The organism is Thioalkalivibrio sp. ALE11 (genome assembly GCF_000381205.1).
GTDB lineage: Bacteria > Pseudomonadota > Gammaproteobacteria > Ectothiorhodospirales > Ectothiorhodospiraceae > Thioalkalivibrio.
In genome coordinates, this window is sequence record NZ_KB906167.1 from 87,803 (window position 1) to 108,385 (window position 20,583).

18 protein-coding genes are annotated in these 20,583 nt (G+C 69.7%); 12 read left to right on the forward strand and 6 right to left on the reverse strand.

Annotated features, from left to right (window positions below):
• Positions 1-4: 4 nt before the first annotated feature.
• Positions 5-436 (reverse strand): phosphoribosyl-AMP cyclohydrolase, encoded by a 432-nt coding sequence (gene hisI, locus F620_RS0106030; RefSeq protein WP_018870556.1) that lies wholly within the window; start codon positions 434-436, stop codon positions 5-7.
• 131 nt (positions 437-567) lie between these two features.
• Between hisI and F620_RS0106035 the strand changes: the two genes are divergently transcribed.
• From F620_RS0106035 to F620_RS0106045, 3 genes are read left to right on the forward strand one after another with little or no spacing between them, the layout of a single operon-like run.
• The gene (locus F620_RS0106035; protein WP_019569850.1) at positions 568-2,346 is read left to right on the forward strand and encodes an ATP-binding protein; all 1,779 of its coding nucleotides are present in this window, start codon (positions 568-570) and stop codon (positions 2,344-2,346) included.
• Between the two features lie 8 nt (positions 2,347-2,354).
• On the forward strand, positions 2,355-2,837 hold the full coding sequence (locus F620_RS0106040) for a response regulator (protein ID WP_018870558.1): 483 nt from the start codon (positions 2,355-2,357) through the stop codon (positions 2,835-2,837).
• Positions 2,818-6,738: an EAL domain-containing protein gene (locus F620_RS0106045; RefSeq protein WP_019569852.1), complete on the forward strand. Its 3,921-nt coding sequence runs from the start codon at positions 2,818-2,820 to the stop codon at positions 6,736-6,738. Before F620_RS0106040 ends, F620_RS0106045 begins: the two co-directional genes overlap by 20 nt.
• Before the next feature lie 10 nt (positions 6,739-6,748).
• Here the strand turns inward: F620_RS0106045 and F620_RS0106050 are convergent, their stop codons facing one another.
• Together F620_RS0106050 and F620_RS0106055 are read right to left on the reverse strand one after the other, a co-directional pair.
• Positions 6,749-7,279, reverse strand: a complete 531-nt coding sequence (locus tag F620_RS0106050) for a hypothetical protein (RefSeq protein ID WP_019569853.1) — start codon at positions 7,277-7,279, stop codon at positions 6,749-6,751.
• Between the two features lie 70 nt (positions 7,280-7,349).
• Positions 7,350-8,909 carry a bifunctional aminoglycoside phosphotransferase/ATP-binding protein gene (locus F620_RS0106055; RefSeq protein ID WP_019569854.1) on the reverse strand — a complete coding sequence of 520 codons (1,560 nt, stop codon included), beginning with the start codon at positions 8,907-8,909 and terminating at the stop codon, positions 7,350-7,352.
• Positions 8,910-9,007: 98 nt separating this feature from the next.
• Between F620_RS0106055 and mrcB the strand changes: the two genes are divergently transcribed.
• From mrcB to truD, 5 genes are read left to right on the forward strand one after another with little or no spacing between them, the layout of a single operon-like run.
• Complete coding sequence (gene mrcB / locus F620_RS0106060) at positions 9,008-11,362, forward strand: penicillin-binding protein 1B (RefSeq protein WP_019569855.1); 2,355 nt, start codon at positions 9,008-9,010, stop codon at positions 11,360-11,362.
• A 13-nt stretch (positions 11,363-11,375) separates the two neighbouring features.
• A complete protein-coding gene (locus F620_RS0106065) occupies positions 11,376-11,924 on the forward strand; it encodes a tetratricopeptide repeat protein (protein ID WP_019569856.1) in 549 nt (182 codons plus the stop codon).
• On the forward strand, positions 11,917-13,890 hold the full coding sequence (locus F620_RS0106070) for an ATP-dependent DNA helicase (RefSeq protein WP_026331331.1): 1,974 nt from the start codon (positions 11,917-11,919) through the stop codon (positions 13,888-13,890). The genes F620_RS0106065 and F620_RS0106070 overlap by 8 nt, the downstream gene beginning before the upstream one ends.
• Positions 13,881-14,570, forward strand: a complete 690-nt coding sequence (tsaB, locus tag F620_RS0106075) for a tRNA (adenosine(37)-N6)-threonylcarbamoyltransferase complex dimerization subunit type 1 TsaB (RefSeq protein ID WP_019569858.1) — start codon at positions 13,881-13,883, stop codon at positions 14,568-14,570. Before F620_RS0106070 ends, tsaB begins: the two co-directional genes overlap by 10 nt.
• Before the next feature lie 20 nt (positions 14,571-14,590).
• Positions 14,591-15,619: a tRNA pseudouridine(13) synthase TruD gene (gene truD, locus F620_RS0106080; protein ID WP_019569859.1), complete on the forward strand. Its 1,029-nt coding sequence runs from the start codon at positions 14,591-14,593 to the stop codon at positions 15,617-15,619.
• Positions 15,620-15,651: 32 nt separating this feature from the next.
• Here truD and F620_RS0106085 read toward each other — a convergent pair whose 3' ends face one another.
• From F620_RS0106085 to F620_RS0106095, 3 genes are all read right to left on the reverse strand, one after another.
• Complete coding sequence (locus F620_RS0106085; protein ID WP_018870567.1) at positions 15,652-16,083, reverse strand: PAS sensor domain-containing protein; 432 nt, start codon at positions 16,081-16,083, stop codon at positions 15,652-15,654.
• Positions 16,084-16,252: 169 nt separating this feature from the next.
• On the reverse strand, positions 16,253-16,876 hold the full coding sequence (locus F620_RS0106090; RefSeq protein ID WP_026331332.1) for a DUF3365 domain-containing protein: 624 nt from the start codon (positions 16,874-16,876) through the stop codon (positions 16,253-16,255).
• Between the two features lie 209 nt (positions 16,877-17,085).
• Positions 17,086-17,634, reverse strand: a complete 549-nt coding sequence (locus F620_RS0106095) for a Smr/MutS family protein (RefSeq protein WP_018947692.1) — start codon at positions 17,632-17,634, stop codon at positions 17,086-17,088.
• 103 nt (positions 17,635-17,737) lie between these two features.
• On the opposite strand from F620_RS0106095, the gene surE reads away from it, so the two are divergent.
• From surE to F620_RS0106115, 4 genes are read left to right on the forward strand one after another with little or no spacing between them, the layout of a single operon-like run.
• A complete protein-coding gene (gene surE, locus F620_RS0106100; RefSeq protein ID WP_018870570.1) occupies positions 17,738-18,520 on the forward strand; it encodes a 5'/3'-nucleotidase SurE in 783 nt (260 codons plus the stop codon).
• Entirely contained in the window at positions 18,514-19,179 is a 666-nt protein-coding gene (locus F620_RS0106105) for a protein-L-isoaspartate(D-aspartate) O-methyltransferase (protein WP_019569861.1), read from the forward strand. Before surE ends, F620_RS0106105 begins: the two co-directional genes overlap by 7 nt.
• A 24-nt stretch (positions 19,180-19,203) precedes the next feature.
• Entirely contained in the window at positions 19,204-19,791 is a 588-nt protein-coding gene (locus F620_RS0106110) for a YqaA family protein (RefSeq protein ID WP_019569862.1), read from the forward strand.
• A gap of 2 nt (positions 19,792-19,793) precedes the next feature.
• A complete protein-coding gene (locus tag F620_RS0106115) occupies positions 19,794-20,573 on the forward strand; it encodes a peptidoglycan DD-metalloendopeptidase family protein (protein WP_018870573.1) in 780 nt (259 codons plus the stop codon).
• Positions 20,574-20,583 lie beyond the last annotated feature (10 nt).

Genomic DNA, 20,583 nt, shown 5'->3' on the forward strand with positions numbered 1-20,583 from the left:
GGTTTCAGGAGGCGCCGTAGAGGGTTTCGGGGTCGATCTGCGGGTCGCTGGTCACGGCAACCTGATCGCCGTCGACCTGCAGATAGAAACAGCTGCGCCGCCCGGTGTGGCAGGCGGGGCCGGTCTGATCGACCTTCGCCAGCACGGTGTCGCCGTCGCAGTCCAGATGCAGGGAATGCAGCTGCTGGACCTGGCCGGATGACTCGCCCTTGCGCCACAGCGCCCCGCGCGAACGCGACCAGTAGCAGACCCGTCCAGTGCGCAGGGTCTCCTCCAGGGCCTCGCGGTTCATCCAGGCCATCATCAGGACCTCCCCGCTGTCGCCCTGCTGGGCGATGGCGGGCACCAGCCCGTCGGCGTTGAAGCGGACGCGGTCGAGGACATCGGCGAGCGGCTCGTGGTGGCCGGCCGGGGCTTTTTCCAGGTTCTTGAACATGGCGGGTCGTTCAACTTGGTCGCAAACGTCAAAGAATAACATTCCGCGCCACGGGGCGGCCGGGTCTTGCGTCGTGTGCCCGTCCGGCGGATTCTTGGGGGAAGAAAGCACCGCGCAAAGAGGAGGGGGGCATGACACGCGACGCGAGTCCCGGGATCCGCCGCGGTGCCGCAATCACGGCTCTGGGTATCACCCTGATCTATCTGGTGCTCGGCCTGATGTGGATCGGGTTTTCCGACCGGGCGCTGCTGGCGCTGGTGGACGACGTGGAACTGCTGTCCCGGCTGCAGACCGGTAAGGGCTGGGCCTACGTGGTGGTGACCGCCGGGCTGCTTTTCGTGTTGATCCATCGCGCGCTGGCCGCCCGCGACCGGGCGGCCGCGGAGGCGGGGCGGGCCGCGCGCATCATCGAACACTCGCCGGTGCTGGCGATCGAATGGGAGGCGCGTGACGGCTGGCCGGTCACCTATGTCTCGTCCAATGCCGCGGACTGGGGGCTGGATCGCGAGGCCCTGCTGGCGGGCGATCCGGATTACGCCAGCCTGATTCACCCTGACGATCTGCCGTCCATCGTCGAGGAGGTGCAAATGCACCTCGAACATGGGCCGGATCGTCACACCCAGCTCTACCGCCTGGTACTGCCCGTGCTGGGTACGGTCTGGGTGGAAGACCGGACCTGGCTCAGCCGGGATACGGCCGGCCGTGTGACGCGCATCCACGGGGTGCTGCTGGACATCACGGAACGCCGGCGGCTGGAGCTGGAGCGTCAGCGGCAGATGGAACGGCTGGAACGGGCCGAACGCGACGCGGGCCTGGGCAGCTGGGAATACGATCCGGTGAACGGGTTCTGGTGGTCGGACCAGCTTTTCCGGTTGCTGGGGCGCCCGCCCGACGGCCCCGAACCGGACGTGGCCACGCTGCTGGAGCGTGACCTCGACACCGAGTCCGCCGACGGGCCACGCCTGGCTGCCACCTTGCGGGGCATGGCCGCCGGTACCCCGCCGCAAAGCCAGTACCTGCACGTACGCCGACACCCGGGGCGCGGGCCGGAGACCTGGCTGCGCTTCGGCATTCAGCGCGCGTCGTCGTTTACGGGTGACGGCCCCGGTGGCGCGTGGCGGGTGCAGGGTACGGCGCTGGACATCACCGAACTGCACCAGGCCGAGCTGGAACTGCGTGCGCTCAATGCCGATCTGGAGCGCCGGGTCGAGCGGCGCACCGCGGAACTGCAAATCGCCAACCAGGAGCTCGAATCCTTCTCCTACGCGGTTTCCCATGATCTCAAGGCGCCGCTGCGCGGGATCGAGGGCTACAGCCAGCTGCTGGAGGCGGAGCATGCCGAGCGCCTGGATGACGAGGGTCGCGAATTCCTGCGCAATATCCGCCAGGGTGTGGCGCAGATGAACGAACTGATCGGCGACCTGCTGACGTACTCGCGCATGGAGCGGCGACCGCTGGAACAGCGCCGGATCCGGCTGCGTGACCTGGTGGCGGAGACTCTGTGTGCCCTTGAGCCGGAATACCCGGCGGCGGCGACGGCCGCGATCGACGTGCCGGAAGAACTGGAGGTCGAGACCGATCCCGACGGTCTGGGATTGATCCTGCGCAACCTGCTGGAGAACGCCTTCAAGTTCAGTGCCGGTCGCGACGAACCCCGGGTCCGGGTCGCCGCTCAGCGGCGGACGTCGGTGGTGCGTCTGGAGGTGGAGGACAACGGGATCGGCTTCGACGAGGCGTTCCGGGAGCGCATGTTCGAGATCTTCCAGCGTCTCAACCGCGCCGAAGACTATCCCGGCACCGGCGTGGGCCTGGCCCTGGTGCGTCGCGCGGCCCGCCGGCTGGACGCCCGGATCGAGGCCGAGGGCCGCCCCGGCGAGGGCGCGACCTTTCGTGTGGAGCTGCCGCAATGAGTGCCCCAATGAGTGACCCGGGCTCGCCACCGCCCATCTGCGTAGTCGAGGACAGCCCGGTGGATCTGGATCTGCTGCGCCATGCCTTCCGTCGCCGCCGCCTGGCCAATCCGTTGACGGTGGCGCGCGACGGGGAGGAGGCCCTGGCGGGGCTGGAGCGCTGGGCGCGGGGCGAGGAACCGGTGCCTGCGGTGGTCCTGCTGGACATCCGGCTGCCACGGATCAGCGGTCTGGAGGTGCTGCGGGCACTGCGCGCGCATCCGGAGTGCGGGCACATCCCGGTGGTGATGCTGACCTCGTCGGCGGATGACGCCGACATCCGTACTGCTTATGAGTGCGGCGCGAATTCCTATATCGTGAAGCCGGTGGACTTCGACCGGTTCATGGACGTGGCCGAACAGATCGAACTCTACTGGTGCGTGTTGAACCAGCCTCCGGCCTCGGTGTTTACCTCAGGGAGGTCCCCGCCAGATGAAGATTCTGCTCGTTGAAGACAATCCGGTGGATGCCGATCTGCAGCGTCGGGCGCTGAGCCGTGACGGGGCGGAGGTCGAGATCCGCACGGCAGGGTCGATGGCCGAAGCCTGGGCGGCGCTGGAGGAGGCCCGCTTCGATTGCGTGCTGCTCGACCTGCGGCTGCCGGACGGCAACGGCATGGACCTGATCCCGCGTCTGCGCGAGGCCGGGCGCGAGGAGGCGATCATCGTGATGACCGGCCACGGCGAACAGGAAACCGTGGTGACCGCCTTCCGCGTCGGGGCCGACGACTATCTGCCGAAGAACGAGACCTACCTGGATCACCTGCCGGCGCGTGTGCGGGACGCCCTCGGGCGTCGTCACCGGCGGCCGGAGGAGCTGGAAACGGTGCGCGTGCTCTACGCCGAGCACAACAGTTTCGACGTCAGCCTGACGCGGCGGGAATTCGCCCGCGCGGCGCCGCATCTGCAACTGGAAGTGGTCGATTCGGCCGACGAGGTCCTGGCGCGTCTGGACGGCGGGGCCGCGGCGGACGCGGTGTACCCCGACATCCTGTTGCTGGATTATCGCCTGCCGGGGATGGATGGCCTGGAGCTGGCGCGCCGCATTCGCAGCGAGCGGGGTCTGGACATCCCCGTGATCCTGGTGACCGGGCAGGGGACCGAGGAACTGGCCGCGCAGGCCCTGCGCCTCGGGGTCGACGACTATGTGCTCAAGAGCGGGGGCTACCTCAAGGGACTGCCGGTACTGGTCGATCAGGTGGTGGCGCGCGGACGGCTGCGGCGCGAACAGGCCGCCCTGGCGGAGAGCGAACGTCGCTATCGCCAGGTCATCGACAGCGCCGGTGACATCATCTTTCAGACCGATGCGCAGGGACGGCTCACGTTCCTCAACCCCGCCTGGACCCGCATGACCGGACGTTCGGTCGAAGAAGCCCTGGGGCATCCGCTGACGGACTTCGTCGAGGCGGGGGAGCGCGAGGCGCTGGCGGACGTGCTGCGCGGCGAGGCGGCCGTGTCGACGCTCCCGGACGAAGCCGCGATCGGGATCGTGACCCGCTGGGGCGGGCTGTACTGGATGGAGCTGGAGGGGCGCTGCGAGCAGGATGCCGCCGGGCAGCCAACCGGGTTTTCCGGCAACCTGGTGGACGTGACCCGGCGCGTGCGCGACCAGCGACTGGCGGCCGTGCGTGCACGGGTGCTCGACCGGCTGGCCACCGGGACACGTGATCCGGGGTTCCTGTCGGACGTGATCCAGGAGCTGGAGTCACTGCTGCCGGAGCTGTCGGCGTCCATCATGCTGCGGGACCGCGAGACCGGGATGCTCGAATGCGTGGCGGCGCCTTCCCTGCCGGGTTCGCTGCCGTGGCTGCACAGCCCGGTGCCGGCCAGTGACCGCATGGGCTCCTGCGGCACGGCGGCCTTCCGCGGCGAAACGGTGGTGGTACCGCAGGTGACGGGCCATCCGTACTGGGAGGGCCTGGAGGCGCCCATGGAGGCCGCGGGGCTGCAGGCCTGCTGGTCGTTCCCGTTCTTTGATGACGACGGGCACGTGCTGGGCACGCTGGCCACCTACCTGAACGAGGCACGCGAGCCGCGCGACGAGGAACAGGGTCTGATCGACGAGTTCACGCAACTGGCCGGTCTGGCGGTGCAGAAGCTGCACGCGGCGCAGGCCCTGGACCAGCGCGAGCAGGCGCTGGAGAGCTCGGCCCGCATGACCCTGGCACTGCTGCAGGCGGAGACCCCGGACCGGGTCATGAATGCACTGCTGGGGCGGCTGGGCGAGACCCTGGCCGGGGATCGCGCCTGGGTGGTGGTCATGGCCGCCGAGGAACCGGGCCGGGAGAACCGCGAGACGCATCGTTACTACTGGTTGCGCGGCGATTCGGCCGTTCCGGTCAGGCCGCCCGCCCTGCGCAACCTGACGCCCGACAGCCTGCATGCGCGCTGGACCGAACGCCTGCGGGCCGGCGAGGCGGTCGCCGGCACCCGGGCGGAGTTCCCCGCGGAGGAACAGGCACTGCTGGAGCAGCAGGGGCTGCAGTCCCTGCTGCTGGCGCCGGTGTTCCTGGAGGGCGAATATCGCGGGTTCGTCGCGGTGGATGCGCTGGTGCGGGCACGCAACTGGAGTGCGACCGACGTGAGCGTGGCGCGCATCTTTGCCAGCAGCCTGGGGGCCGCGCTGGCGCGGCGCGAGACCGTGGTCGGCCTGCGCCGGCTGGAGGCGGTGTTCCGCAGTACCCGCGACGGCGTGGTCATCACCGACCTGTCGTCGCGCATCATCGCGGTCAATCCGGCGTTCACCGAGATCACCGGATACGCGGAATCCGAGGTGCTGGGGAAGAATCCGCGCATCCTGCAGTCGGGGTATCACGATGCCGAGTTCTATCGTGCCATGTGGCAGGAGCTGGAGCGCACCGGTTACTGGGCCGGCGAGCTGTGGAATCGCCGTCGCGACGGCACCGTGTACCCCGAATGGCTGAGCCTGTCGGTGGTGGTGGACGAGAGCGGGCAGCCAATCCATTACGCCGGCACCATCACCGACATGACCGAAATCAAGCGCTCCGAGAGCGAGCTCAACTACCTGGCCGAGCATGACCCGCTGACCGACCTGCCCAACCGGACGCGGCTGCATGCGCTGCTTTCGCGTGCGGTGGACGAGGCGCGCGCGGAGGACCACCCGCTGGGCGTGCTGAGCCTCGACCTGGACCGGTTCAAGGACGTGAACGACAGCCTGGGCCATCCGGCCGGCGACGAGGCCCTGGTCGAGGTCGCCCGGCGCCTGGGCGACACGGTGCGCCCGCCGGACATCCTCGGCCGGCTGGGTGGCGACGAATTCATGGTGGTCAGTCAGCGGGCCGCCGACCACGAATCGCTGGGGGAGGTGGCGCGCGAGCTGCAGGCCGCGCTGGATACCCCGGTGCTGCTGGACAGCGGGCACAGCGTGCATCTCAACGCCTCCATCGGCATCGCCCGCTTCCCCGAGGACGGCGACACCGCGACCACGCTGATCCAGCATGCCGACGCGGCCATGTTCCATTCCAAGGAAAACGGGCGCGAGGTCTGGAGTTTCTACGAGGCGGAGCTGACCCGGGCGGCCAGCGAACGGCTGGAACTGGAAGGTCGCCTGCGCGAGGCCCTCGCGGGCGGAACCGGCGAGCTGCACGTGCATTTCCAGCCGCAGGTGCGCCTGAGCGATGGCGTACCCGCGGGCGTGGAGTGTCTGGCGCGCTGGGAGACCCCGCAGGGCGAGAGCATTACGCCGGACCGGTTCATTCCGGTCGCCGAGGCAACCGGCCTGATCGTCCCGCTGGGCGAACAGGTGCTGCGCGAGGCCTGCCGGCATGGCGTGCGCCTGCTGCGCGAGGTACGCAACGACCTGGTGGTCGCGGTCAATCTGTCGCCGGTGCAGCTGCGCAGTGCCCGGCTCGTGCGCCGGGTCGGCGAGATCCTGGCCGAGACGGGGTTCCCGGCGGAACAGCTGGAACTGGAGGTAACCGAAACCGCCATCATGAGCCAGGGCGATCAGGCCGTGTCCCGGCTCAATGCATTGAAATCGCTGGGTGTGCGTCTGGCGATCGATGATTTCGGCACCGGTTATTCGTCACTGGCGGCCCTGCAGGACTTCCCGCTGGACGTGCTCAAGATTGACCGGAGTTTCGTCGATCAGGTGGACCGCGAGGGCCGGGGGCGCTGGATTGCCGCGACCATCATCGCGATGGCGCGCAATCTGCATCTGGAGGTGATCGCCGAGGGCGTCGAGACGGCGGCCCAGGCAGCGTGGCTGAATGCCCACGGCTGCGATATCGGCCAGGGGTTCCTGTACAGCCCGGGGCTGCCCGCGGACCGGGCCGAGGCCTGGCTGCAGGCGCCCGGCCGGGTGGCGGCACTGGCCTCCGTCCGGCCGGGCTGATCCGACCGTCTCAGAACATCAGGGCTTCGGTAACGATCCGGTCCACCAGTTCGTTGACGTCGCCGAGGGACTCCTGCGAGGCCTCGTCGCCGATCTGCGGCACGCGCTGATAGCTCATGTAGATCGTGCCCGGCTCCGCGGCCAGCTCGTAGATGGCGATGACGTAGGGGCAGAACGTGATGTTGTGCGGGTCGGCCTCCATGGTCGCCCGCGAATAGGTGGCCGAGCAGAAGTCCACCGAACGGCCGTTCAGGTAGATGCCCTCGCCCGATTCCTGGCCGGCGGTGCGGTCCAGCATGTCGGCGATGTGGCCGACGTTGTTGATCACCAGCCCCTCCGTTTCGATGGCGAACTCGACCATCTCGAAGTAGTGGTCGAAGTCCCCTTCGACGCTGTAGATCACGCGCTCATCGCTCTCCTCGACGACCTCATAGGCCAGCGCGGGCAGGGGGAAGGCCAGCGCAGCCGTCAGGGCCAGCGCGGGCAATCCGGCGGTGATACGGCGGGCGGCCTGGCGGGTCTTGGTGCGGAATCCGGACATGGGGTGACTCCTTTGTGGCTCGCGGACAACCGATGGTATCTATATTCTACGTCAAATGAACTGACCGCCGTCACGCCGGGCGTTCCAGCCGCTGTGCCAGAAGCTCGACTTCCAGGGGCTGTCCGGGGCCCGCTTCCACGGCATGCTCGTCGGCGCCGGGCCATTCCTGGCGCGGGCGCTGCTGCTGCATGACCTCCACGTCGGCATCCGATGCATCCCGGCCCTGCGCGGCGCGGGCCTCCAGGCGTTCGCGCAGCAGGTTCTCGTCGGCGTGGCAGGCGACGACCGCGAAGCCGGCCTCCATGCGCGCGGCAAGATCGCGGAACGGCTCGCGCTGGCCGCGTTCGAGAAAGGTCGCGTCGACGATGACGGTATGCCCCAGCTCCAGCAGTTCCCCGGCGCGTTCCAGCAGGTGGTCGTAGATCCGCGTGCGGGCCTCTTCGCTGTAGGAAACGGTATCGGCCATGCGCTTGCGTTCGACGTCGCTGCGCAGGCGCACCGCGCCCAGGGCCTGGAGGACGCGGGTGCTGATCACGGTCTTGCCCGACCCGGACACGCCGTGCATCAGGACCAGGCGGGGCCGCCGCGGTTCGGTCAGGCGTTCGGCCAGCGCGAGGTAGCGCCCCATCTCGGCCTGGTGGGCGGCCTTCTCGTCCGAGGGCAGGCTGGGCTCGGCGGCATGGATGCCCTGGACCTTGGCCCGCACCAGCGCCCGATAGACCTGGTACAGTGGCAGCAGGGCCAGGCCGTCGAAATCCTCGCGTTCTTCCAGCCAGGCGTTCAGCAGCCGCCAGGCATGCGCCGGGTGCTCGCGGGCCAGCAGGTCCATGGTGGTGAAGGCGATTTCGGAGATGACATCGATCCAGCGCAGCTCCGGGTCGAACTCGATCGCATCGAAGGCCACCGGGCGCTCGCCGCCGGCATCGTCCCCGGCTTTGATGTAGACCATGTTGCCCAGATGCAGATCGCCGTGGCAGTGACGGACGTGGCCGCCGTCGTGGCGCGCCTGCATCAGCGGGCGCAGGCGGTCCAGTTCCTTCTCGGTCCAGGTCTGCAGGCGCTGCAGCCGCTCGCGTTCGCTGGGCTGCCGGGCGGATTCGAACAGGCCGGGGAAGTTTTCGCGCATCGGCGCGGCCTCGGCCTCCGGGGTGCCGTGGGCGGAATCCGGATCGGTGCGTTCGACGCTCTCGTGGAAGCGGGCGATGTAGCGGCCCAGCTCGTCCATCGCCTCGGGCGGCAGGGCGCCGCGCTCCAGCAGCCGGTCGAGCTGGCGTTCGCGGTCGAAGCGGCGCATGCGTACCGCGTATTCCAGTACTTCGCCGGTACCGTGGATCACCGGGTGTTCGGGGTCGCCGTTGATGCTGGCGACCTCGTGATAGATCTCCGGCGCCAGCCGGCGGTTGATCTCGAGCTCCGTCTCGCAGAAATGGCGGCGCGCCTGCAGGGTGGAAAAGTCGAGGAAGCCCAGGTCCAGCGGTTTCTTGAATTTCCACGCCCAGTCCCCGGCCAGGATCACCGTGGAGATGTGCGTTTCGATGCGCCGGATCCGTTCGGCCGGACCGCCATCGGGGAACGCCCCGCTCTCGATCAGCCGGGTGAGAATGCGGTGCTGCTCGTCCAGCGCGGTCATGCGGCCTCCATCAATGTTGCCCCGGGTCAGGTTATCATTGCGCGAGTTGCGGGCGAGATGCCCGTGTTCACTCGTCCCTGTTGCAGACCGCGAGAGCCATGCCGCGTTCCTCCCGCTCCCGATCTTCGCGCAAGCGCCGCCCCGTCGGCGGCTGGCTGCGCCGCGTGCTGCGTGCCGGCATCTGGACCCTGCTCGGTCTGCTGCTGGCCGGTGCCGGCGTGGGCGTGCTGTATGTGCAGAACCTGGATCGCGAGATCCGCGCCCAGTTCGAAGGTCAGCGCTGGGCCCTGCCGGCGCGGGTGTATGCGCGGCCGCTGGAGCTGTATCCCGGTCGGCGCCTGGACCGCGAGCGCCTGGTGACGGAGCTGGAGGCGCTGAATTATCAGCGAAGCGGCCAGGGCGCCCGGGCCGGGGAATACGCGGTCAACGACGGCACGGTGGCCCTGACCACGCGCCCGTTCACCTTTGGCGACGGGCCCGAGCCGGCGCGTTCCGTGCGGGTGCAGATGGACCGTGGCCATGTGCGCTCGATCACGGATCGCGAGACGGGCGACGCGGTCGACCTGATGCGGGTGGAGCCGCTGCTGATCGGCAGCATCTACCCCACGCACGGGGAAGACCGCGTGGTGGTGGATCTTGACGAGGTCCCGCCGGCGTTGATCGGTGCCCTGATCGCGATCGAGGACCGGCGTTTCATGTCACATCGCGGGGTGGACCCGGCCGGCATCGCCCGCGCGGCCTGGGCCAATCTGCGCGCCGGCCGCACGGTGCAGGGAGGCAGTACGCTGACCCAGCAGCTGGTCAAGAACTTCTACCTCACCCGCGAACAGACCCTGTCGCGCAAGCTGAACGAGGCGGTGATGGCCCTGATCCTGGAGCATCGCTACTCCAAGGAAGCCATCCTCGAGGCCTATGTCAACGAGGTGTTTCTCGGGCAGGCCGGCGAACGTGCCATCCATGGTTTCGGGCAGGCGGCCCGGTTCTATTACCAGCGCCCGCTGAACGAGCTGCGCCTGGACCAGCTCGCCCTGCTGGTGGGGCTGGCGCGCGGGGCCAGCTACTACGACCCGCGCCGCCATCCGGAGCGGGCCCGGGCGCGGCGCGACCGCGTGCTGAACGCGATGCACGAGACGGGCCTGGCGGACGCGGACACCGTGGCGACGGCCCGTGGCATGCCACTGGATGTCTCGCCGGCGATGCCCGGCGGCAGTCGCTTCCCCGCATTCCTCGATCTGGTGCGCCGCGAGCTGCGCGCCGAATACGCCGACGAGGACCTGCGCTCCGACGGGCTGCGGATCTTTACCTCGCTGGACCCGGTGATTCAGCTGGCGGTGGAGGAGCGCGTGCGCGAAGAGGTGGCGGCGGTGGCCCCGCGGGCCGGCGAACATGCGGAGGATCTGCAGGCCGCCGCGGTGGTGACCGATGCGCGCTCCGGCGAGGTGCTGGCACTGGTCGGGGACCGCAACCCGGCGTATCCGGGTTTCAACCGGGCGGTGGAGGCGCGCCGCCAGATCGGTTCGCTGGTCAAGCCGTTCGTCTACCTCGCGGCGCTGACCAATCCCCGGCGCTACACCCTGGCGAGCCTGCTGGAGGACCGGCCGGTGACCCTGCAGCTGGCGCACGGGGAACCCTGGACCCCGCGCAATTTCGACCGTGAACATCGGGGCGAGGTCACGGCCTGGGAGGCGCTGGTCCAGTCCTACAACGTGCCCACGGTGCGCCTGGCCGATCGTATGGGAGTCTCCCAGCTGGTGGAGATCCTGCAGACCTTCGGGCTGCAGGCCACCCCGGCCCCCAACCCCTCGCTGGCGCTGGGCGCACTGGAGCTGTCCCCGCTGCAGGTGGCGGGGCTTTATCAGGGGCTGGCCAGCGGCGGTTACGCCACCGGCACGCGCGCGATCCGTGACGTCCTGGATGCCGACGACGAGGTCCTGTCGCACTACGGGCTGGAACTGCGCGGCGCGGTGCCGGACGGCGCCGTGCGTCTGCTCGGCGCGGCCCTGCATGACGTGACGGTGGACGGCACCGGTCGCGTGATTGGTCAGCGCCTGCCGCAGCGCCGCCTGGCGGGCAAGACCGGGACCACCAACGATTTTCGTGATGCCTGGTTCGCCGGGTACGACGATCGCCACGTGGGCGTGGTCTGGCTGGGCATGGACGACAATCGGGCGACCGGACTGACCGGTGGTTCCGGGGCGGCGCCGGTTTGGGCCGGCATCATGGGGGAGCTGCCGGGTGGATCGATCGAGGACGGTCGGCATCCTTCCATCGAATATCACGAGATCGACCTGGAGTCCGGGGCACGGATCGTGGACGGGGATCACGCCTGCGAACGCGTCAGGCGCCTGCCGTTCTGGCAGAATTCGGCCCCCGAGGCGGTGGCCGAGTGCGAAGGCGAGGCGGACGGCGACGCCGGCGGCTGGTTCGGCCGCATGTTCCGCAACCAGGATTGAGCGGGTATATCCGATGATGATGAAACTGCGACAAGGCGAACTTTCCGTGCACCGCACCCCGCGCGCGCTGCGGCTGCTGGGCGGTTGTGCCGTGTTCGCGATCCTGGCCGGCTGTGCGACCCCGGAGCCACGGCCCGCGCCGGAGGAACCCGCGACCGATGTGCCCGAACCCGAGGTCCTGGAGGTCGAGCCCGGGGCGGCCGAGGACCCGGAGCTGGCGGCCGGGGTGGACAGCGCCGCATCGGTGCTGGCGCAGCGCGCCGAGCAGGCGCGCGCGGATGCCGATCTGGCGCGCGCCGGCCAGTTGCTGGAGCGGGCTCTGCGCATCGCGCCGCGGGATGCCCGGCTGTGGCAGCGCCTGGCCGCGGTGCGACTGGAACAGCGTGACTTTGATCAGGCCGAGCGGCTGGCGCAGCGTTCGCTGGGCATGGCCGCTGGCGACCGCGCACTGCAGCGGGAGAACTGGACCGTGATCCTGCAGGCCCGCGAGGGCCGGGGCGATACGCAGGGCGCGCGCGAGGCGCGCGAGGCCCTGCGCGCGCTCGGAGGCGAACGTGTCTGAATCCGCGGGGTCGCCGGCCGTGCGGGCCCTGAGCCCGGGCGGCGATATTGCCGAGGCGGTCCCCGGGTTCCGGCCGCGCGAACCCCAGCAGGCGATGGCCGCGGCGGTGGAGGAAGGCGTGGCCACCGCGCCATCGGCCCTGCTGGTGGAGGCCGCCACCGGGGTCGGCAAGACCTATGCCTATCTGGTCCCGGTCCTGCAGCGGCGCAAGCGGGCGCTGATCTCCACCGGCACCAAGACCCTGCAGGACCAGCTCTACCATCGGGACCTCCCGGTGGTCTGCGGCGCGCTGGGCTATCAGCCGAAGACCGCGCTGCTCAAGGGGCGCTCGAACTACCTGTGCCACTACCGGCTGGAGGTCGCGGAAGCGGATGCCGCCGGGGCCACCGGCGCCGGCGCGCGGGCCGAGCGCCTGCATACCCTGCAGGAGCTGCAGGCCATGGCGCGCACCGACGACAGCGGGGATCTCAGCCAGTCCGGTCTGCTGGCCGAGGACTCGCCGCTGTGGCCGCAGGTGACCTCGACGGTGGACAACTGCCTGGGCAATGAATGCCCGCATCTGGATGACTGCTTCGTGGTGCGTGCGCGGCGCCGGGCGCAGGAGGCGGATGTCATCGTGGTCAACCATCACCTGCTGCTGGCGGACATGGCACTGAAGGAAGAGGGCTTCGCCGAGCTGCTGCCCGAGGTCGATGCGGTAATCGTCGACGAGGCGCATCAGCTGCCGGAGATCGCCGGGGCGTTCTTCGGCGTGGCCCTCAGCACCCGGGCCCTGCGCGAACTGGCGCGCGACACGCGCCGCGAGCAGGAGCAGCATGCCCCGGAGATGACCGATATGCGCCAGCGCGTGGCCGAGGTGGAAGCCGCGGCCGGCGGGCTGCTCGAGGTGACCGAGGGGCACGAAGGGCGCGCCAGTCTGGAGGATGCCGACCCCGAGGGCGCGCTGGGGCCGAAGCTGGATGCCCTGGATGACGCGCTGCGCTGGCTGCACGACGCCCTCCAGGTCGCGGCGCCGCGGGCGCCCGGACTGGAACAGCTGCGTGCGCGCTGCGAGCTGCTGCGCGAGCGGCTGTCGGCGTGGCGCGAGGATACCGAAGACACCGTCGCCTGGCTGGAGCGTTTCCGTCAGAGCCTGACCCTGCATCGCACCCCGCTGGATGCCGCGCGACCCCTGGCGCAGCGCCGCGCGGCGCGCCCGGCCGCCTGGGTCTTCACCTCGGCGACCCTGGCGGTGGGCGAGGACTTCACCCACGCGGCGCGCCGCCTGGGGCTGCCCGGAGACGTCGCCACCGCGCGTCTGGACAGCCCGTTCGACTTCGCGCGTCAGGCCTGTCTGCTGCGCCCGGATCCGCCGCTGCCGGACCCCAACGCGCCGGATTACACCCGCGCCTGCCTGCGCTGGGCCTGGCCGCTGCTGAAGGACGGACCGGGCGGCGGATTTTTTCTTTTCACCAGCCATCGCGCACTGCAGGAGGCCGCGACCCTGCTGCGCGAGCATCTGCCGGAGGACCGCGAACTGCTGGTGCAGGGGGAGCAGTCGCGTGGCGAGCTGCTGGAGCGTTTCCGCGCCGCCGAACGGCCCTGGCTGCTGGGCGCGCACAGTTTCTGGGAGGGTGTCGACATCCGCGGGACCGGGCTGTCGGTGGTGGTGATCGACCGCCTGCCGTTCGCCGCGCCCAACGATCCCGTGCTGCAGGCCCGCGCCGCGGCGCTGGAAGCCGAGGGCCGGCACCCGTTCATGGAGTTCAGCCTGCCGCAGGCGGTGCTGGCGCTGAAGCAGGGCGCCGGCCGTCTGATCCGCGACGGTTCGGACACCGGCATCCTCGCGCTGTGCGATCCGCGCATCGACGGCAAGCCCTACGGCAAGCGCTTTCTCAACAGCCTGCCGCCGTTCCACCAGGCGCACAGCCCGCGGGCGGCTCTGGACTTTCTGCAACAGGCCCGGGAGCGCCACGCATGCGCCTGATCGCCATCGACACCGCCACCGAACGCTGTTCCGCCGCCCTGTGGGTGGACGGCGAACTGTACTCGCTGTCGGAGCGGGCACCGCAGCGTCACGGTGACCTGATCCTGGGCCAGGTCGAGACCCTGCTGGCGGAGGCCGGCATCGACCGCCATTCGCTGGACGCAGTGGCGGTGGGGCGCGGTCCGGGGGCCTTTACCGGGGTGCGGCTGGGGCTGGGCGTGGCACAGGGACTGGCGTTCGCGCTGGATTGCCCGGTGGTCCCGGTATCCTCGCTGCAGGTGCTGGCCCAGCAGGGCCTGCGGCTGGCGCCGGAGCCGGCCCCGGCGGCGGTGCTGGCCGCGCTGGACGCGCGCATGGGCGAGGTCTACTGGAGCCTGTCCCCGGTGGCGGGGGAGCGGGTCCTGCCGGCGCCGGAGGCCGTGGCGCCGCCGGAGGCGGTGGTGCCGCAGTGGCCGGCGGGCGAACGTCTGGGGCTGGGGACCGGCTTTCGTGCCTTCCCCGAACTCGCCGGTCAATGCGGACTGGCCGACGAGCGGGTGGACCCCGATGCCCTGCCGGACGCGTTTGATCTGGCCCTGCTGGCGGTGGACGCCCGGGAACGCGGCGAGGGGGTGGATCCGGCGGATGCGCAGCCGGTCTATCTGCGCGATGACGTGGCACGACCGGCGGCGAGCCCGTGACCGCGCCCGGGAATGCCCCGGTGTGGCCCTGGGAGGCCCCGCTGCAGGGCCGGCTGAAGGCGAGTGCGGAGGATTTCCGGGTGGAGGAGCTCCCGGCCACCCTGCCGGAGGGCGCGGGCGAGCATCTGTGGCTGGAGATCGAAAAGCGCGGTCTGAACACCGAGGACGTGGCCGTGTGGATCGCGCGGGCCGCGGGTGTGGGGCGCGGCGCGGTCAGCTACGCCGGGCGCAAGGATCGTCATGCCGTGACCCGGCAGTGGTTCAGCGTGGCCTGCGCGCCGGAGGTGGATCCGGCGTCATGGGCGGTGCCAAAACCCGGCGAGGCGATCGCCGCGGACGCCTGGCTGCGTGTCTGTCGGCACGCTCGCCATGCCCGCAAGCTGCGGACCGGGCACCTGGCGGGCAATCGTTTCACCCTGCGCCTGCGCGAGCTGGAGGGCGATGGCGACATGGCCGAGCAGGTCCTGGAACGGATCCGCGCCGGCGGCGTGCCGGCGTATTTCGGCGAACAGCGCTTCGGGCATGCCAACCGCGAGCGGGCGTACGCCTGGCTGGGCGGCGGTCGGCGTCCGCGCGGGCGCAATCAGCGCAGCCTGCTGCTGTCCGCGGCGCGCGCGGAACTGTTCAACGCGGTACTGGCCGAGCGCGTGCGCCGTGGCGACTGGGATCGCATCCTGCCGGGCGAGCGGGTCAACCTCGACGGCAGCGGCAGCGTGTTCACCGCGGATACGGTGGATGCGGAGCTGGAGGCGCGCGCCGCGCGGCTCGACGTGCATCCCACCGGGCCGCTGTGGGGGCGCGGGGATCCGGGCACAGGGGGCGAGGTGCGCGAGCTGGAAGATGCGGTGGCCGCGCAGCACGAGGTGCTGGCCCGTGGCCTGGAGGCCGAGGGTCTGAAGGCCGCGCGCCGGGCGCTGCGTCTGGTGCCGCGATCCATGGGGTGGGAATGGGAGACATCGCGGGTGCTGCGTCTGCAGCTGGAACTGGGCCCGGGGGAATACGCCACGAGTGTGGTGGAGGCCCTGATGCGCACGTCGGCCGGGGAGTGACCCCCGGGGCACCGCGCGGGGTTGCTGGCGGGTCAGCCGGAGCCGGCCAGCTGACGCTCCGCACGTTCGGCGCGTTCTTCGGCCTCGACGCGCGCGGTGATGTCCTTCTGGATCCCGATGTAGTAGGTCAGCCGGTCTTCGTCGTTGAAGATGGGCGTCAGCGACAGCTCGTTCCAGAACAGCGAGCCATCCTTGCGATAGTTGCGCAGGGTCACGCGGCAGGGGCGATCCTCGTCCAGCGCGGCGCGGATTTCGCGCACGGCATCCTGGTCGCTGTCGTCGTTCTGCAGAAAACGGCAATCGCGGTAGAGGATCTCCTCGGAACGATACCCGGTGAGCTCCTCGAACGCGCGATTCACGTAGATCAGGATATTGTCGTTGCCTTCGCGTTCGGCAATCACCACCCCGTCGTTGGAGGCGTCGACCGCGAGGGCGAGCAGCTCGGCATCAATGGTTCGCGTCATGTCTTCGGTTCGATAGGTTCCATCCGGCAACTCGACAGATTGTCATAAAGCCGGTCATCTGTCCCTTTGTCCCTGCCGAAATTCGGTTTGTTCTGGGGGCGGGATGCAAAAAGAAAGGGCCGCACCATCACTGATGCGGCCCTTCTCGTATCGCCATTGCCGGAGAGCGTTACATCTCCTGGGTGATGGTGAATGCCCCGCGGACCTGCCCGGCCTGGTAGCCGGTGGCCTCGTCTTGCGGGTACAGACGTTCCAGCGCGTGCTTGATGTCGGAATCGATGTCCTCGCCGTGGCAGGCCAGGCACTGACCGCCGGTCGGGATCGCCGCCATGAACCGGAACCGCGCGCCATCCTCGGTCTGGATCACTTCGTGCGACGGGGCGACTTCGTCGGCCGGGGTGCCGGCAGCGACTTCGGCGTCAAAGCTTTCCAGCACCGCGCGCTCCCACTCGTCCGGGGCGTTGTCGGGGTTGCGCAGCTTGAGGCTGGTGCGCCCGACGTCCCAGCCGGTGTCGGCGGAGATGTCCGCGGCGATCTCCGGGGCCACCTCGTTGCAGACCTGGATGGCCTCGGTGGGGCCGCCGGTTTCCATCGCGCTCATCAGTTCGCCCTGCAGGGTGCTGGCGAATTGCTGGATGGCCTCACGGCTCTCCATGGCGCGCTGTTCGATTTCCTCTTCGCTGACCTCGGTGGCTGCCGGTTCTTCGGCGGTCGTGGTCGCCTCGTTGTTGGAGCAGCCTGCGGCGAGGGCCGCGATGCCGAGGGCGATGGGGGCAAGTTTCCAGTGATTCATGAGCAGGACCTCTTCGTCGCAGTTTCCGTTGCCTTTGGATGCATTCATTGTACAAGGCTTGTACAGGATGGTCTCGCAGCCCGTGCGGGATTGCAACCCGGGCGGCATGCGGCTGCGGCAATCCGCTGATATCGGTCAAGGTAACTCTGGACTTGATCTAAATCAACATGCCGTCCAGTGCTAATGTTCGGCGGTGATAGTGGCGTCACTCAGGACGGATCCCGGCGTTTCTTGAGCAGGACGTATACGGCGCCGGTGCCACCGTCGGCCGGACGTGCCGAACAGAACGCGAGCACGTCGTCGCGCTGGCGCAGCCAGTGGTCGGTCAGCCCCTTGAGGACCGGGCCCCGCGGGCTCGAGCGCTGGCCCTTGCCGTGGATGATGCGCACGCACAGGCGGTCATCCGCGCGTGCCTCGTCGATGAAACCGGCCACCGCCTGGCGTGCCTCGTCGGCGAACAGGCCGTGCAGGTCCAGTTCGTCCTGAATCCGGTAATGGCCGCCGCGCAGCTTGCGGAACACCCGCTGGCTGATGCCCGCGCGGCTGAAACGCAGCTCGTCGCCGGGCTGGAGGTCGCCGAATTCCAGCGGGTCGCTCATCCAGTCGCGCCGGGCCTGTTCCTCGTCGCGGTCGCGCTGGGCCGCGCGGGCGGGCGGGCGCGGCGTATCCTTCTCCGCGCGGTCGCTGTGAATCCGGCGCACCGGGCCCACCGCACGCAGAAACTCGTCGAAATCGCTGGGACCGTCCCCGGAATTCATGGCAGGATACTCGCTTTCCGAGGCTCCGGCACAGGCAGGAAACTGCATGTCCCGAAGCCGTTTCCAGTATATTGAAGACCCTTTCAAAGCCTCCGGCTCCCGAATGCGCATTCTGGTCAGTAACGACGATGGAATCCATGCCCCCGGCATCCAGTGCCTGGCCGGCCACCTGCGAACGGTGGCCGAGGTCCGGGTAGTGGCACCGGACCGCGACCGCAGCGGCGCCAGCAACAGCCTGACGCTGGTGCGGCCGCTGCACGCCCGATCGGTGGGCGACGCCGGTGTGCAGGTCGATGGTACACCCACCGACTGCGTGCATCTGGCGCTGACGGGGTTGCTGGAGGAGGAGCCGGATCTGGTGATCTCCGGCATCAATGCCGGGGCCAACATGGGCGACGACGTGCTGTACTCCGGGACCGTGGCCGCAGCCATGGAGGGTCGCTTCCTTGGCCTGCCATCGATCGCGGTGTCGCTGGTGGGGACCGACCTGCGGCATTACGACACCGCGGCGCGCGTGGTGCTGGATCTGCTGGATCGGCTGCGGCAGGTCCCGCTGCCGGCGGCGACCATCCTCAACGTGAACGTCCCGGATATTCCGTTCGAGTCGATCCAGGGCGTGCAGACCACCCGCCTGGGGAACCGCCATCGCGCCGAACCCATGGTCGCCGACCAGGATCCGCGCGGGCGGGAGATCTACTGGGTGGGTCCCGCAGGGCCGGAGCAGGATGCCGGTCCCGGGACCGATTTTCATGCCGTGCGCGAGGGCTACGTCTCGATCACGCCGATCCAGGTGGACCTCACTCGTTACGACGCGATCGACACCGTCGGGCGCTGGCTGGAGGGTGCCGCGCCGGGGGATCACCACCAGGGAGGTACACCATGGTGAGCGACGCCTCGGGTGCCGGGCTGACCTCGGGGCGGGCGCGCGACCGCCTGGTCCGGATCCTCGAGCAGCAGGGTATCCGCGATCCGCGGGTGCTGGAGGCCATCCGCAGCGTGCCCCGGCACCTGTTCGTGGAGGACGCGCTGAGCCACCGCGCCTACGAGAACATCGCGCTGCCCATCGGGCACCGCCAGACCATCTCCCAGCCGTTCATCGTCGCCCGCATGACCGAGGCCCTGCTGGAGGGCGGGCCGGTGAGCACCGTGCTCGAGATCGGCACGGGTTCCGGTTATCAGGCGGCGGTGCTGGCGCAGATCGTCGACCGGGTGTACTCGATCGAGCGGATTCAGGCGCTGACCCGCAGCGCGCGCGAGCTGCTCAGCCGGCTGGGCATCAACAACGTGAACCTGCGCCACGGCGACGGGGCGGAGGGCTGGCCCGAGCGCGCACCGTATGACGGGATCATTCTCACCGCGGCTCCGCGTGAGGTGCCCGAGACTCTGCTCACCCAGCTGGCTCCCGGCGGGCGTCTGGTGGCCCCGGTGGAGAGCGCGGACGGTCGTCAGCATCTGGTCCGCTATACGCGCACCGAGGATGCGTTCGTCCGCGATGTCCTCGACGGGGTGATGTTCGTGCCCATGCTCCCGGGTGCGGAGCAGTAGCGACGTGTCCGGATTCGCGCCGCGATGAAACTGTTCGAGCCGGTCTACGATCGGGTGATGGGATGGTCCCGTCACCGCAATGCGCCTCGCTACCTGGCCGGTCTCTCCCTGGTGGAATCGTTCGTGCTGCCGTTCCCGCCGCCGGATGTCATGCTTGCGCCCATGGCGGCCGCGTCGCCGGCGCGGGCATGGTATCTGGCCGCCCTGACCACGGTTGCCTCGGTGATCGGCGGGGTGCTGGGTTACCTCGCCGGCTGGCTGGCGTTCGAGTCGCTGGGCCCGTGGCTGCGGGACATCGGCTACGCCGCGGAGCTCGCGCAGGCCGAGGACTGGTTCGCCACCTGGGGGGTGTGGGTGGTGCTGGTGGCGGGGTTCTCGCCGCTTCCCTACAAGCTCTTCACCATCACCGCCGGGGCCCTGGCCATGGCGTGGCTGCCGTTCGTGCTCGCCTCGCTGCTGGGGCGCGGTGCGCGTTTCTTTCTGGTGGCCCTGTTCATGGCCTGGGCGGGGCCGCGCGCCGAGCGCCATCTGCGCCCCTACATGGAACGCATCGGCTGGGCCGGGATCGGCGTGCTCGCGGTGGCCATCGCGGTGTATCTGGCCCTGGAGTGAGCATGCACGAGGGGGTGCTGCGCGGCCTGATTTTCGTGTTGCTGGCGGCCCTGCTGGCGGCGGCCGTGAGCGGATGTGCGCTGCGCACGCCGGGCGATTCCCGGGTTCCCGATACGCATACCGTGTCGCGCGGTGAAACCCTGTACAGCATTGCCAGCCGCTACGGGCTGGAGTGGCGGGCGGTGGCACGACGCAACGCGATCGGTGCGCCCTATGTCATTCATCCCGGCCAGCGCCTGCGCCTGACCGGTCCGGCGCGTTCGTCGCCGCCCCCGGTGCCATCGCGCGAAACGGCGAGCGGGTCCGGGGCTTCATCGAGCGAGCGGGAGCACTCTTCCGGCACCGGTGACGAGCCTGCGTCCGCCCCGGAACCCGAGCCGGAACCCGAGCCGCCGCCGGCCCCGAGCGGTGACGGCGAATGGGTGTGGCCGGCCGATGGTGACGTGGTGCGTGCCTTCTCCGACAGCTCCAGCACCCGACGAGGGCTGGGTATCGGTGGCGAGCCGGGGGATCCGGTGCGGGCCGCGCGCAGCGGCGAGGTCGTCTATGCAGGTGGCGGCCTGGTGGGGTATGGTCGTCTGATCATCGTGCGTCACGACGAGCGTTTTCTGTCGGCCTACGGACACAACGACGAGCTGCTGGTCGAAGAAGGCGACACGGTGGAAGGCGGCGATCCGATCGCGCGCCTGGGTGCATCGGGGACGGACCGGCCGATGTTGCATTTCGAGATCCGCGTGGACGGCTCGCCGGTTGACCCGGCGGGCTACCTTCCGGATCGTTGAACCGAGCAAT